The sequence below is a fragment of the Streptomyces sp. NRRL B-24085 genome (genome assembly GCF_001282115.1).
Taxonomy (GTDB): Bacteria; Actinomycetota; Actinomycetes; order Streptomycetales; family Streptomycetaceae; genus Streptomyces.
Map to the genome: position 1 here is coordinate 1 of NZ_LJBR01000053.1, position 14,448 is coordinate 14,448.

The 14,448-nt window shown below is 75.6% G+C and carries 11 protein-coding genes and 2 pseudogenes; 9 read left to right on the forward strand and 4 right to left on the reverse strand.

All coding sequences use genetic code 11. The features are described from left to right. From AOJ26_RS07790 to AOJ26_RS07810, 4 genes and pseudogenes are all read right to left on the reverse strand, one after another. A pseudogene (locus AOJ26_RS07790) lies at nt 1-236 on the reverse strand (hypothetical protein); the annotation flags it as partial. Between the two features lie 8 nt (nt 237-244). Beyond that, nucleotides 245-757 (reverse strand): SigE family RNA polymerase sigma factor, encoded by a 513-nt coding sequence (locus AOJ26_RS07795; RefSeq protein ID WP_053847452.1) that lies wholly within the window; start codon nt 755-757, stop codon nt 245-247. 1,079 nt (nt 758-1,836) lie between these two features. Next, nucleotides 1,837-2,913: an acyltransferase family protein gene (locus tag AOJ26_RS07805; protein WP_053847454.1), complete on the reverse strand. Its 1,077-nt coding sequence runs from the start codon at nt 2,911-2,913 to the stop codon at nt 1,837-1,839. A gap of 75 nt (nt 2,914-2,988) precedes the next feature. Beyond that, nucleotides 2,989-4,245 (reverse strand): MFS transporter, encoded by a 1,257-nt coding sequence (locus AOJ26_RS07810; protein ID WP_053847455.1) that lies wholly within the window; start codon nt 4,243-4,245, stop codon nt 2,989-2,991. Between the two features lie 606 nt (nt 4,246-4,851). On the opposite strand from AOJ26_RS07810, the gene AOJ26_RS07815 reads away from it, so the two are divergent. The 9 genes and pseudogenes from AOJ26_RS07815 (at nt 4,852) to rfaE2 (ending at nt 14,372) form a co-directional block, all read left to right on the forward strand. Beyond that, on the forward strand, nt 4,852-5,847 hold the full coding sequence (locus AOJ26_RS07815; protein ID WP_053847456.1) for an NAD-dependent epimerase/dehydratase family protein: 996 nt from the start codon (nt 4,852-4,854) through the stop codon (nt 5,845-5,847). Nucleotides 5,848-5,894: 47 nt separating this feature from the next. Further along, entirely contained in the window at nt 5,895-7,529 is a 1,635-nt protein-coding gene (locus AOJ26_RS07820; RefSeq protein WP_053847457.1) for a carbamoyltransferase, read from the forward strand. Next, entirely contained in the window at nt 7,526-8,539 is a 1,014-nt protein-coding gene (locus tag AOJ26_RS07825; RefSeq protein ID WP_053847458.1) for a glycosyltransferase family 2 protein, read from the forward strand. Before AOJ26_RS07820 ends, AOJ26_RS07825 begins: the two co-directional genes overlap by 4 nt. Nucleotides 8,540-8,574: 35 nt before the next feature. Further along, nucleotides 8,575-8,982 (forward strand): annotated as a pseudogene (locus tag AOJ26_RS43790) (D-glycero-alpha-D-manno-heptose-1,7-bisphosphate 7-phosphatase); the annotation flags it as partial. A gap of 246 nt (nt 8,983-9,228) precedes the next feature. Further along, a complete protein-coding gene (locus AOJ26_RS43795; RefSeq protein WP_234358491.1) occupies nt 9,229-10,140 on the forward strand; it encodes a glycosyltransferase family 9 protein in 912 nt (303 codons plus the stop codon). Further along, entirely contained in the window at nt 10,137-11,099 is a 963-nt protein-coding gene (locus AOJ26_RS07835) for a glycosyltransferase (RefSeq protein ID WP_053847459.1), read from the forward strand. Before AOJ26_RS43795 ends, AOJ26_RS07835 begins: the two co-directional genes overlap by 4 nt. Next, nucleotides 11,096-12,331, forward strand: coding sequence for a glycosyltransferase (locus AOJ26_RS07840; RefSeq protein WP_053847460.1), 1,236 nt, complete (start codon nt 11,096-11,098; stop codon nt 12,329-12,331). Before AOJ26_RS07835 ends, AOJ26_RS07840 begins: the two co-directional genes overlap by 4 nt. Beyond that, on the forward strand, nt 12,328-12,936 hold the full coding sequence (locus AOJ26_RS07845) for a D-sedoheptulose-7-phosphate isomerase (RefSeq protein WP_053847461.1): 609 nt from the start codon (nt 12,328-12,330) through the stop codon (nt 12,934-12,936). Before AOJ26_RS07840 ends, AOJ26_RS07845 begins: the two co-directional genes overlap by 4 nt. Then, the gene (rfaE2, locus tag AOJ26_RS07850) at nt 12,933-14,372 is read left to right on the forward strand and encodes a D-glycero-beta-D-manno-heptose 1-phosphate adenylyltransferase (protein WP_053847462.1); all 1,440 of its coding nucleotides are present in this window, start codon (nt 12,933-12,935) and stop codon (nt 14,370-14,372) included. The genes AOJ26_RS07845 and rfaE2 overlap by 4 nt, the downstream gene beginning before the upstream one ends. Nucleotides 14,373-14,448 lie beyond the last annotated feature (76 nt).

Sequence of the window (14,448 nt, forward strand, 5' to 3'; positions counted from 1 at the left end):
GAGGAACGGCCGGAGTCCGTACCGGGCAGCGCGGCCACGATGCCGGCCGTGAGGGCGGCGGCCACCAGTGCTGCCACGGCGCCCGAGACCGCCGTACGACGGCGTCGGATCCGTCGGCCGCCGGCGACGGCCGCGTCGGTGACGCTGGGCAGGGCCGGTTCCCGCCCGCCGTCGAGGATCGCCTCGAAGGCGTCCCGCACGCGGCCGCCCTCCCCGTACTCGTCCGTGTCGTACATCTGCCGCCTCACCTCCCGCTCGTCTCGCCCGCCAGGCCCTCGACGAGCCCGCGCAGCCGGACGAGCCCGCGGGCGCTCTGGCTCTTGACCGTGCCCGGGGTCACGCGCAGCGCCTCGGCGGTCTGCTCCACACTCCAGTCCTCCCAGAACCGCAGTACCAGGACCGCCCGGTAGCGGGGCGGCAGTTGCATCAGCGCGGCCTGCATCACCAGCCGCAGCTCGGGCGTGACCGGCGGCTCCGCGGGCCCCGGCTCCGGCACCTCCTCCGTCGGCTCCTCCCGCCAACCGCGCTTGCGGTACTGGTCGATGAAGACGCGGGTGAGGATCGTACGGGCGTATGCCTCGACGTTGCCGTCGCGGCGGACCCGGCCCCAGGAGGCGTACAGCTTCATCAACGTCGTCTGGGTGAGGTCCTGGGCCTGGTGCCAGTCCCCGCACAGCAGGTACGCGCTGCGTCGGAGCTGCCCCTGCCGGGCCTCGGCGAACTCCCGGAACTCCCGCTCCCGGACTGCTTCCCGCACCCGCCCCGACCCTCCGCCGAACCCGTCACACCTGTCCCTGAGAGGTACGGCGGGACGCTCCGCGAGGTTGCACGCCCCCGCGAGAAAAGTTTCCGCACCGGTCCGTGCAACCCGTCCCGGCCGCCGTCCCGTACTCCTCTCACGCAACCGACCGACCACAGAGGAGCAGCCTTGACCAACCGTCGTGCCATCCGACCCACCCGCCGCCTCCTGATCGGCGTCCTCGCGGGAACCGCCGTGGCCGTGGGCGGCTGGGCCGCCCTCGCCGGCGCCGCCACGGGCTCCGCCACACCGTCACCGACGTCGGCCCCTTCCACGGCCCCGTCACCGGTCCCGTCCACGGCACCCTCGGCGGCGCCGTCACCGGTCCCGTCCGCGCGGCCGTCCGAGCCGAGCCCGGTCCCGGCCGCACCGACGACTGTGCCGAGCCCGGTGCCGACGGTCGTGCCGAAGGAGCGGCCGTCGACCGCCCCGAGCCCCGCCCCCGCGGAACCGACCTCAGCACCGAGCCCGGTGCCGTCGGTCGCGAAGGGATCGTCGAAGTAGGGGGCGCAGAGGGGCTGCGGCGGACATAGTGTTTGCGCCGGGGCCCAGGCTGTGACTCGCGCGGTTGTCATGCGGTCACCGTCATAGTCAGGCCCCGTCGTCGACAGCACCGGGTGAGGAGCCGTCGGCCACCCCGGCCGGGGTGGTCCTTGTGCCGGGGCCGCGGCCGGGGCCGGTCGCCGGCCGCGGTTGCGGGGCGGGCGTCTTCCCAGGCCATCGGAGACGCTGGTGGCAGAGGGCGGGTGCCGTCGTGTGGCGGGGCCAGGCGGGGGAGGAGCCGGTGGCCGGCCGCCGTTGAGGTGAGGTGGGGAACCGCCGGGTTCGTCGCAGTGCGGGTGGGGCGTCGTGAGCCGGAGCGTTGGCGGTCCGGCGTGACCCGCTGGGCCTGTGACGCGCCGCCGTGGCCGTGCGGTCGTCGGCATGGGCCGGGCCCGTCGGTGCCGGGCCCGGTACCCGTCCCTGGTGTCCGCGCCGGTGGCGTCGTCGCAGGGCCCGCCGCCCCCCCCGGACGGGAGGCGTTGGGGCCGCTTCCACTACGGGCCTGCCGGTCGGGGTGTCTCCCGGTGGAACGCCCACCGGAGTTCCGGTTCCACCACGCACCGCAGGGCTCGGCGGACCGGTGGGGTGCACAGGGTGGTCACGACCGCCGCGGCGGCGAGGGTGAGCGCGGCCACGCCGAGCGGGGTGTGCAGCCAGGGCGGCCCGTACCAGCCCCAGAAGCGGGCGCCCTGGACGAGGAAGCCGTGCAGCAGGTAGCCGTAGAGCGTGCCCTCGCCCAGCGCGGTGAACCAGGTCCGCCGCCCCGGCACCAGCGCGAGGAAGCAGCCGACGAGGACCAGCGAGCACCCGAAGGCGACCAGCGTCATCACCGGCCCCGACCAGCCGGGCGCGCCCAGCTCGCGGGCGCTGTCCCGGTGGTAGAACCAGGCCCCGCTCATCCGCGGCACCGCCCAGTACGCCGCCACGAGCGCGACCGCGAACACCGGCCCGGCGAGCAGCCGTACCGTCCGCCGGCGGACCAGCCGGAAGTGCTCGGGCCCGAGCGACAGACCCAGCACGAAGTACGGCAGGAACTGAAGGACGCGCTGGAGGTCGAGGTCGTCCCCGATGGAGGGCGTGAGGGTCGCCAGCATCGCCACGGCCAGGGCGACCGGCACCGGATGCCGCACCCGCTTCCACAGGGGGGTGGTCAGCCGCCACACGAACAACGCCACCAGGAACCACGTCAGGTACAGCGGGTCCAGCAGACTCACCGGCCGGCCGGGCTCCTGGTCCGTCCACCGGGTGAAGAAGGTGTACGCCGTCTCGAACACGACGTACGGCACGACGAGCCCGGTCACCAGCCGCCGCAGCTTCCCGGGACTCGCGTCGAAGTTCCGCGAGAAGTATCCGGAGACGACGATGAACGCCGGCATGTGGAAGGCGTACACGAGCAGGTACAGCGCGGACACGCCCCGGCTCCCGTCCCGCAGCGGCTCCCACGCGTGCCCCACGGCGACCAGGACGATCGCCAGGTACTTGGCGTTGTCGAAGAAGGCGTCGCGCTCCGCGGGCCGCCGCCGCGCCGCGAGTCCTTCCCGAGGGGCGGCCGTGACAAGGTGCTCGTGCATGCCCGGCGCCTCACCGCTGCGGAGACGGCCCAAACTCCGTACCTGTGTTCCGGCCGTCCCCCGCGGGGCGGACCCTCAGGCAGCCGTTTGCAGCGCTTCCCGGCCCGTCACCTCGCCGCCCGGCGCCGCCGCCAGGGCCACGGGTCCCGGTGTGCGGCGGGCCCGTACGAGGAACCCCGCGCCGATCACTCCGGCGATGAGCAGCCCACCGGTCACGAGGGCCCCGCGTGCCCCGGCCAGTTCCATGAGCAGGCCCAGCGCGGGCGGGCCGCCGAGGCTCCACACCGTGCCGATGCTGTTCCACGCACCGAGGACGCGCCCGCGCAGATGAGGGGGCGGGTCGGTCTGGAGCACGGCCGTTCCGGCGGTGTCGGAGACGGACTCCAGCACGGCCATGGGCAGGACCAGCACCAGCAGGACGGCCACCGACGGCGAGAGCCCCGCCGCCAGTTGCAGCAGCGCGCCCGCGGCGGCCAGGGTGCCCACCAGCCGCACGGAGGGCCGCCGCAGCCGGGCACCGAGGAACGCGCCCAGGATGCCGCCGACGGCGAGGACCACGGAGACCGTGCCGAAGGCCCCCGCACCGCCGGCGAGCGGCCCGGTGACGAGCACGGCCAGGGTCAGCCCGTAGTTGCGGCCGAAGACCGCGCTGATCCCGGTGACGCCGGCGAGCGCCACCAGCCGGGGCCGGCGCGCGAAGAAGCGCAGGCCGCCGCGGACGGTCGGGTCCGGGTCGGCCACGGTCCGCGCGGTGACCGTGCCGGGTCCGGCCGCCGGCGCCGCACCGGGCGCGGGGCGCAGGAACGGCACGACCGCGGCGACGAACAGGAAGGACAGCCCGTTGGCCGCGTACGCGGCGGCCGTGCCGAGGAAGCCGACCGTCACCCCGGCCAGGGCGGTCCCGACGAGCCGGCCGGCACTGTGCACCAGTGCGCCGACGCCGATGGCGGAGGGGACGTCCTCGGGCGGGACGAGGTCGTTGCCCAGCAGGGCGCACGCCGGTCCGTCGACGGTGGCGACGGTGCCGGTCACGGCGGCCAGCACCAGCAGGGACGTCATGTCGAGCCGGTCCAGCGCCACGAGGACGGCCGTGACGAAGGCGACCGCGCCGAGGAGGGTCTGGCTGACGGCCGCGGTCAGCTTGCGCGACCAGCGGTCCACGGCCGCTCCGCCCAGCAGGCTCATGAAGAGGGCGGGACCGGCCTGGACGGACATCGACAGCCCCGTCGCGGCGGCGGACCCGGTGATCTGGAGGACGAGCAGGTTCTGCACGGTGAGCTGCATCCAGGTGCCGACGTTCGACACGAGGTTCGCGACGGACCACCAGCGCATGCTGCGGTGTCTCAGGGAGCGCCACGGCGAGCGCGACGCCGCCCGGGGCGGGACCGCGGCGGCCGGGGCGGCGGCAGGGCAGGCGGGAACAGGGGCTGAAGACACAGTGGAGTACCCGGGAGACGAAGAGGCAGGTCAGACAGGTAGGCGAAACCGAGGAACGCCGGCTGCACTGCGCGGCCGTCCACCGAGTCGGTCACGGCGCGCACCATCGTGACAGACCGGCCCGGCCCGCCGGCCGCGGTGCGTCGCGCGAGAGCGTCCTGACGGGCCCAACTGCCGCACACCCGCACGCCACTTGCCCGGCTGAGTGCGGTTGCTCACAGGAGGAGAGCAGAGTTCAACGCATGGAGCCGGCCCGCGCCGCATCGACCGGGCGTCCCCGTCAGCGGTCGCGCGGGATCGGACCTATCGGCACAATAGGCATCAAAGCGTGAAAGCAGCTGGCGCGGGACTCTCGCTCCTCTCCGTCGGGAAAACGGCGGCCGCGACCAGCCAGGCCCTGTTCCAGACGCACGTTCCGGTGCGTCCCGACCACCCCTGTTCTTTCACTCCCCTCCACAAAGCCGCTCGCACCGCCGCGCGAGCACGGCTGAAGGACGTCCCATGACTGATGCCACTCCTCGCGTGCCCTGGCGCCGTGCCCTGGTGACCGGCGGCGCCGGCTTCCTCGGCAGCCATCTGTGCGAGCGCCTGCTGGATTCAGGGGTCGAAGTCGACTGCGCGGACAACCTCTCGTCCGGAGCGCGCCGGAACATCGCCCACCTGGAGGGCCGCGCCGGATTCAGGTTCGTGGAGTGCGACGTCTCCGCGCCCGAGTGCCTGGGGCGCCTGCCGGGACCGTACGACGTCGTCCTGCACTTCGCCTGTCCCGCCTCGCCCGCCGACTACCTGCGGCTGCCCCTGGAGACGCTCGACGCGGGCAGCCTCGGCACCCGCACCATGCTGGCCCTCGCCGAACGCGACCGGGCCCGCTTCCTGCTCGCCTCGACCTCCGAGGTGTACGGCGACCCCCTGGTGCACCCGCAGCGCGAGGACTACTGGGGCAACGTCAACCCGGTGGGTCCGCGCAGCGTGTACGACGAGTCCAAGCGGTTCGCCGAGGCGCTGGTCACCGCTCATGTACGCGTCAAGGACGCCGACGCGGGCATCGTCCGCCTGTTCAACACCTACGGGCCGCGCATGCGCGCCCACGACGGCCGAGCCGTGCCGACGTTCGTCTGCCAGGCACTGGCCGACGAGCCCCTGACGGTGGCGGGCGACGGCAGCCAGACACGGTCCCTGTGCTACGTCGACGACACCGTCGACGGAATCCTGCTGGTGGCCGCGAGCCGCTCGGTACGGCCAGTGAACATCGGCGGCACCGACGAGGTCGCGGTCCGCGACATCGCCCGCCGGGTGGTGGAACTGGCGGGCTCCTCCTCACGCATCGAGTTCGTCGACCGCCCCGTCGACGACCCGCAGCGCCGCCGCCCGGACACCCGGCTGGCCCGTGAACTGCTGGGCTGGACGCCCAAGGTGCCCTGGGAGGAAGGCATCAAGCAGACCATCGCCTACTTCGCCGCGGCGCGGCCGACGCGGGAGCCGATCAGGCAGCTCTGAGCCCGCGCGCCGAGAAGTCGTCCACCACGCCGCCCCGGAGGAACCTCATGCGTGTCCTGGGAATCAACGCCCTCTTCCACGACCCGGCCGCCGCCCTGGTCATGGACGGCAGGATCGTGGCAGCCGCGGAGGAGGAGCGCTTCAGCCGTCGTAAGCACGGCAAGCGGCCCATCCCCTTCTCCGCGTGGGAGCTGCCCGAACTGTCCGCCCGCTGGTGCCTGGAGCAGGCCGGCCTCACCCCGGCCGACCTCGACGCGGTCGCCTACTCCTACGACCCCGAACTCGCCCGCCCAGCAGACCAGTTGGGCCTGGACGACCCCTGGGACCGGCTGCGCCAGGAGTACGCCCGGCGGGCCCCCGAGTTCCTGGCGGAGGCGCTGCCCGGACTCGACCCGGGCAAGGTGCGCTTCGTCCCGCACCACGTCGCCCACGCCGCCTCCGCCGGGCAGGCCTCCCCCTACCCGGACTGCGCCGTCCTCGTCCTGGACGGCCGCGGCGAATGCGGCTCCCACCTCGCGGGCCGCTACGCCCGCCGCGAGCTCGCCGTGCTGGGGACGCAGTCGCTGCCCGACTCCCTGGGCCTGTTCTACGAGGACCTCACCCAGCACCTCGGCTTCCTGCGCAGCAGCGACGAGTTCAAGGTGATGGCCCTGGCGTCGTACGGCCGCCCGCGCTTCCTCGACCAGCTGCGGGAGTACGTCCACCTGGAGGGGGAGGGCGGCTTCCGGGCCCGGCCGGTCCCCTGGTCCTCGCTGGTCCCCCCGCGTGCGGCGGGCGCCCCGTGGACCGAGGACCACGCCGACGCCGCCGCCAGCGCCCAGGCGTGCCTGGAGGAGGTCCTGCTCGGCCTGGTGCGCTGGCTGCACGAGCGCACCGGCGAGGAGGTGCTGACGCTGGCGGGCGGTGTGGCGCTCAACTGCGTGGCCAACACCCGGCTGCACCGGGAGGGCCCCTTCGACCGCATCTGGGTGCAGCCCGCGGCCGGGGACGCGGGCACGGCCCTCGGCGCCGCGCTGCACGTCGCCCACCAGAAGGAGACGGTGGAGGCCATGCCGACGGCCGCCCTGGGGCGCGGCTGGAGCGACGAGGAGCTGCGGGAATGGCTGGAGCGTGCCGCCGTCCCCTACGAGGAGCCCGCCGACATCGCCGAAACCGTCGCCGAGGAGCTCGCCCGGGACGGCATCGTGGCCTGGTTCCAGGGACGCAGCGAGTACGGCCCCCGGGCCCTCGGCCACCGGTCGCTGCTGGCCCACCCCGGCCGGCCCGGGAACCTGGAACGCCTCAACGCGGTGAAGGGCCGGGAGGAGTTCCGTCCGGTCGCCCCCATGGTGCTGGCGGAGCGGGCGGCGGAGCTCTTCGACGGGCCCCTGCCCAGCCCCTACATGCTGTTCGTGCACGAGGTCGCCGCCGAGTGGCGCGAGCGCATCCCGGCCGTCGTCCACGTGGACGGCACGGCCCGCATCCAGACCGTGGACCGCGACGCGGAGCCGCTGGTGGCCCGGATGATCGAGGGCTTCGAACGGCGCACGGGGCTGCCCGTGGTGGTCAACACCAGCCTCAACACGGCCGGCCGGCCCATGGTCGACGACCCGCGGGACGCCCTGGAGTGCTTCGGCTCCGCGCCCGTGGACCTGCTGGCCCTCGGGCCGTTCGCGATCCGGCGGAAGGGCATGTTCGCATGACGGACACCCCCTCCTTCTCCTCCGCACCGGCCTACGCCGTCGTCGTGCCGACGATCGGACGGCCCTGTCTGGCCGACTGCCTGCGCGCGCTCGCCGCCGCCACCGGTCATCCCCCCACCGAGGTCGTCGTGGTCGACGACCGCCCGGACCCGGCCGGGGAGCTGCCGCTGGCTGCCGCGGGCGTCCTGCGCGGGCGGGTGCGGACCCTGCGCAGCGGCGGACGCGGCCCCGCGGCCGCCCGCAACACGGGCTGGCGCACGGTCACCGCCCCCTGGACCGTCTTCCTCGACGACGACGTCCAGGTGCTCCCGGACTGGTCCCGCCTGCTCGCCGAGGACCTCACGGCGGCCGACGCGACCACCGGCGGCATCCAGGGCCGGCTGTCCGTCCCGCTGCCCGCCGACCGCCGGCCCACGGACTGGGAACGCGGCACGGCCGGCCTGGAAAGCGCCGCCTGGGCCACGGCGGACATGGCCTACCGCACCGCCGCCCTGGCCCAGGTCCACGGTTTCGACGAGCGGTTCCCCCGGGCCTTCCGCGAGGACGCCGACCTCGCGCTGCGGGTGCGGGACGCCGGCTGGACGCTGCGCCGCGGCCGGCGCACCACACGGCACCCGGTGCGCCCGGCCGACCCCTGGGTGTCGGTACGGACCCAGCGCGGCAACGCGGACGACGCCCTGATGACCCGCCTCCACGGGCGCGACTGGTGGATCCGCGCCGGTGCGCCCCGCGGACGGCTCACCCGGCACGCGCTGGTGACCGCCGGCGCGCTCCTCGCGGCCGGGTGCGCGGCGGCCGGCAGGCCCCGCGCCGCTGGCGCCGCCGGAGCGCTGTGGGCGCTGGGCACGGCCGAGTTCGCCCTGGCCCGGATCGCACCGGGCCCGCGCACCGCCCGCGAGATCACCACCATGCTCGCCACCAGCGTGGTCATCCCGCCCCTCGCCGTCCGCCACTGGGTCGACGGCCTGATACGCCATCGGGGCGCCGCACGGCTCGGGGGCACGCCGTGAACCACCCGGCCCCGCACACCTCCCGCCCGGCCGCCGTGCTCTTCGACCGCGACGGCACCCTCGTCGAGGACGTCCCCTACAACGGCGACCCCGACCTGGTGCGCCCCCTGCCCGGCGCCCGGCAGGCCCTCGACCTGCTGCGCGCGGCGGGCGTCGCCACCGGCGTGGTCAGCAACCAGTCGGGCATCGGCCGCGGACTGCTCACGCACGCCGACGTGCAGCGGGTCAACGCCCGGGCCGACGCCCTGCTCGGCGGACTCGGCACCTGGGTGTACTGCCCGCACCTGCCCGACGCGGGCTGCGACTGCCGCAAGCCCCGTCCCGGCCTCGTGATCGAGGCGGCACGCCGTCTCGGAGTGGCCCCGTCGGACTGCGTGGTGATCGGCGACATCGCGGCCGACGTCCTGGCCGCCCGTGCCGCGGGCGCCCGCGGCGTGCTCGTACCCAACGCGGCGACCCGGCCCGAGGAGACCGAGACGGCTCCCCGGACCGCCCCCGACCTCCTCACGGCGGTCCGCGAACTCCTCGACGAGGCCCCCCGGGAAGGCCGTGGTACGAGCACCGCGGCCGGGCCGCCCCCGGCGGAGGGCAAACCGAAATCCCTGGTCGTGCGGCTCGACAGCTTCGGTGACGTCCTGCTCGCCGGGCCCGCCGTCCGGGCCGTCGCCGCCCACTCCTCCCGGGTGACCATGCTCTGCGGCCCGCTCGGCGAGTCCGCCGCACGGCTCCTGCCCGGCGTCGACGACGTGATCACCTGGGCGGCCCCCTGGGAGGGCGTGCACGCGCCCGCCGTCGCCGAGGCGGACGTCGACGGACTGCTGGAGCGCCTGCGGGCGGAAGCCTTCGACACCGCCCTGATCCTCACGTCGTTCCACCAGAGCCCGCTGCCCACGGCCCTGCTGCTGCGGATGGCCGGCGTGGCGCGGACCGGCGCCGACAGCGTCGACCACCCGGGCCGCCTGCTCGACGTACGGCACCGGCGGCTGCCCGGCCGGCACGAGACCGAGGCCGCCCTCGACACCGCCGCCGCCCTGGGCTTCCTGCCGCCGCCGGGCGACGACGGCAAGCTGCGGGTCCTCCCGCCGCCGGACACCGTCGCGCTGACCGGCAACGGCCCCTACGTCGTCGTGCACCCCGGTGCCAGCGCGCCCGCCCGCGCCTGGAGTCCCGACCGCTGCGCCGAGGCCGTGGCCCTGCTCACCGAGGCGGGACACCGCGTCGTCGTCACCGGCGGCCCCGACGAGACCGGCCTCACCCGGCGGGTCGCGGGCGGCTCCGCCGTCGACCTCGGCGGCCGGACGACCCCGCAGACCCTGGCCGGCGTCCTGCGCATGGCCGACGTCGTGGTGTGCGGCAACACCGGCCCCGCCCATCTGGCCGCCGCCGTCGCCACCCCCGTGGTCTCCCTGTTCGCGCCCGTCGTCCCGGCCGAGCGCTGGGCCCCGTACGGCGTGCCCCACGTGCTCCTCGGCGACCAGCACGCGCCCTGCGCCGACAGCCGGGCCCGGCACTGCCCCGTGCCGGGCCATCCGTGCCTGGACGAGGTCACGGCCCAGGACGTCGTACGGGCCGTGCAGAAACTCCTCAAGGAGAGCGCATGAACATCCTGGTCTGGCATGTGCACGGCTCGTGGCTGACGTCGTTCGTCCAGGGCCCGTACACCTTCCTCGTCCCGGTGACGCCCGACCGCGGACCGGACGGACTGGGGCGGGCCAGGACCTGGCAGTGGCCGGCCACCGTCCGCGAGCTGAGCCCCGCCGAACTGCGCGAGGCCGACATCGACCTGATGGTCCTGCAACGGCCGCACGAGCTGGACCTGGCCCTGCGCTGGACCGGCCGCCGGCCCGGCACCGACGTGCCCGCCGTGTACGTCGAGCACAACAGCCCGCACGAGTCGCCCGTCGGCACCCGCCACCCCCTCGCCGACCGGAGCGACGTCCCGGTCGTCCACGTCACCCACTTCAACCGCCTGATGTGGGACAACGGCCGCGCTCCCACCGAGGTCATCGAGCACGGCATCATCGACCCGGGCCCTCTGTGGACCGGCGAGGAGACCCGCGCGGCCGTCGTCGTCAACGAGCCCGTACGGCGCGGCCGCACCACCGGAACCGACCTGCTGCCGCGGTTCGCGCGCTCGGCGCCGCTGGACGTCTTCGGCATGCGCACGGAGGGACTCGCCGACCGGCTCGGGCTGCCCGCCGACCGCTGCCGCAGCCGCGACCTGCCGCAGGGCGAACTGCACCCCGCGATGGCCCGCTGCCGCCTCTACCTGCATCCCGTGCGGTGGACGTCCCTCGGACTGTCGCTGCTGGAGGCCATGTTCCTGGGCATGCCCGTGGTCGCGCTCGACACCACGGAGGTGCGCGAGGCCGTGCCCGAGGGCGCCGGGGTGGTCTCCAACCGCCTCGACGTCCTGGAGGAGGCCGTCCGCGGGTTCCTCGCGGACCGGGACCGTGCCCGGCGGACCGGGGAGGCCGCCCGCGCCGCGGCACGGTCCCGCTACGGAGAGCGGCGTTTCCGGGACGACTGGGAACGCCTGATCAAGGAGGTCACCCGATGAGCCCCAGCCAGCCGTCGGCCGGCCGCGTCGCCATGGTCTCCGAGCACGCCAGCCCGCTGGCCGAGCTCGGCGGGCCCGACGCGGGCGGCCAGAACGTCTACGTGGCCCAGCTCGCCGCCCAACTGGCCCGCCGGGGCCACGAGGTCGTCGTGTACACCCGCCGCGACGACCCGCGGCTGCCGGAGCGGGTCGTCACGGCCGACGGGGTGAAGGTCGTACACGTGCCCGCCGGACCGCCCGCCCCCCTGCCGAAGGACGAACTCCTGCCGTACATGGCGGAGTTCGGAGCATGGCTGACCCGTGAGTGGGCGACGGAACCACCCGACGTGGTGCACGCCCACTTCTGGATGTCCGGGCTGGCGGCGGTGACCGGGGCCCGCGCCACGGGCGTGCCCGTCGTGCAGACCTACCACGCCCTCGGCACCGTGAAGAGACGGCACCAGGGCGCCGCCGACACCTCGCCGCGCGAACGCGTGGAGATCGAGACGGCCGTGGGCCGGGAGTGCAGCGGCATCATCGCCACCTGCGAGGACGAGGTGGGCGAACTCGTCGCCATGGGCCTGCCCCGCCGGCGCATCCACGTCGTCCCCTGCGGCGTGGACCCCGTGCGGTTCGCGCCGGTCGCGGGCGCCCGCCGGGACCCGGCCGCGCCCCGGCGCCTGCTCACCGTCGGCCGGCTCGTCCCCCGCAAGGGCTTCGACCGGGCCGTCCGCGCCCTGGCGGCCGTGCCGGACGCCGAACTCCTCATCGCCGGAGGCCCCGAACCGGCCCTCCTGTTCGCCGAGCCGGAGACGGAACGGCTGTGCTCGATCGCCCGGGAGTGCGGGGTGGCCGACCGCGTGACGCTGCTCGGCGGCGTGAGCCGAACCCGGATGCCCGCCCTCATGTCCGGCGCGGACCTCGTGCTGTCCGTGCCCCGCTACGAGCCCTTCGGCATCGTCCCGGTCGAGGCCATGGCCTGCGGCACCCCCGTGGTCGCCACCGCCGTCGGCGGACAGCTCGACACCGTCGCCGACGGCGTCACGGGCGTCCTGGTCCCGCCCGACGAGGACCACGACCTCGGCGCGACCGTACGGGAACTGCTCGACGACCCGGACCGGCTCGCCCGGTACGGCGCCGCCGGCCGCCGCCGTGTCCTCGCCCGCTACACCTGGGACCGCGTCGCCGACGGGGTGACCCAGGTCTACGGCGCCGTCTCCTCCGTACCCTCGCTCTCGGGAGTGGTCCGATGAAACTCGCCCCGGACACCGCACACTGCGACGACCTGATGAAGGCCCTCGAAGGGTTCCGCGACCACGCCGCCCCCGTCGTCCGGCGCTGGGGGACCACCCTCGCCGAACGCCTGGGCACCGGCGCCCGGCTCCTCGTCGCGGGCAACGGCGGCAGCGCCGCCCAGGCCCAGCACCTGACCGCCGAGCTCGTCGGCCGCTACCGCGACGACCGCCCGCCGTTCTCCGCGCTCGCCCTGCACGCCGACACGTCCTCGACCACCGCCATCGCCAACGACTACGGCGTCCAGGAGATCTTCGCCCGGCAGGTCGCCGCGCACGGCCGCGCCGGGGACGTGCTGATGCTGCTGTCCACCAGCGGCGCCAGCGCCAACCTGCTCGTCGCCGCCAAGGAGGCGCAGCGCCTGGGCCTGACCGTGTGGGCCCTGACCGGCCCGGCGCCCAACCCGCTCGAAGGGTGCGCGGACGACTCCCTGTGCGTGGACGCGGCGACGTCCGCCACGGTCCAGGAACTGCACCTGGTGGCCGTCCACATGCTCTGCGAGTCCTTCGACCGCACGGTGGACGACGGCCTGCGGGCCGACGCGGACGTGGAGGGCGGCACATGAGCGCCCCGGCCCCGCTGCTCGTCGTCGGCGACGCCCTGCTCGACCACGACCTGTGCGGACGCGTCGAACGGCTGGCCCCCGACGCGCCCGTCCCGGTCGTCAGCTCGCTCCGGCGCATCGCACGGCCCGGCGGAGCCGCGCTGGCCGCCTGCCTCGCCGCGGCCGACGGACGGCAGGTCACCCTCGTCACCGCGCTGGGCGACGACGAGGCCAGCGCGTCGCTGTGCCGACTGCTGCCCGACCGGGTGCGCCTGGTACGGCTGCCCCTGACCGGCGCCCTGTCCAGCAAGACACGCGTCCTCGCCGAGGACCGGCCCCTGCTGCGCCTGGACGACGGCGACGGACGGGCCCGGGAACGGACCGACGAGGCGTGCCGGGCGATCGCGGAGGCCGGTGCCGTCCTCGTCGCCGACTACGGCCGCGGCACCGCCGACGTCCTGCGCGAGGCGCTGCGGTCGGCGGCCGCCCGCGTGCCCGTCGTCTGGGACCCGCACCCGCGCGGCCGGCCGCCGGTGCCCGGCGTCAGGCTGGCCACCCCGTGCGCGAGCGAGGCGCGGGCCTTCGCCGGCCGGGCGCACCCCGGCGACGAGTCCCAGGGCGGCAGCGCCCTGCACGCCGCGGCCCGCCACGCCGACACGCTCGTCCGCGCCTGGCAGGCGGCCTCCGTGGTCGTCACCCTGGGCGGACGGGGCGCGCTGCTGTCCCACGGGGAGACGCCGCTGCTGGTGCCGTCGCCGGTCACGGCCGAGGGCGACGCCTGCGGGGCCGGCGACCGGTTCGCGGCGACCGCCGCCGGATCCCTCGCCGACGGCGAGCTCACCGAGACAGCGGTGCGGGCCGCCGTGCACGCCGCCACCAGGTACGTCGCCGAAGGGGGCGCCCGCGCGCTCGCCGTCGACACCGCCCCGGCCGCGCCCCCGCGCCCCTCCCACGACCACGAACCGACGGACGACGCCCTGCGCACGGCCGCCCGGGTACGGGCCGCCGGCGGAACCGTCGTCGCCGCCGGCGGCTGCTTCGACCTGCTGCACGCCGGCCACGTCGCCCTGCTGGAGGCTGCCCGCCGCACCGGCGACTGCCTGGTGGTGTGCGTCAACTCCGACGCCTCCGTACGCCGCCGCAAGGGCAGCGGCCGGCCCCTCGTCCCGCTGGCGGACCGGGTCCGGGTGCTGCGCGCGCTGGAGTGCGTCGACGCGGTCGCCGTGTTCGACGAGGACACCCCGGAGCGGCTCCTCGGCGAACTGCGCCCGCACATCTGGGCCAAGGGCGGCGACTACGCCCTGGCCCACCTGCCGGAGGCGTCGCTCGTGGAGAGCTGGGGCGGACAGGTCGTCCTGTTCCCCTACCTGGACGGCCGCTCCACCACCGGCATCGCGGAACGCGCCGCCGCGACCCCGCAACCGACCCGCCGCCCGGCGGCCCGGCGAAGCCGATGACGGTCCGCCTGCGCCCGGCGGCGCGTGGGTCCGTGTGCTTGGGCGGGGTGGCGGGGCCGGGGCGGGGTCGCGGCGG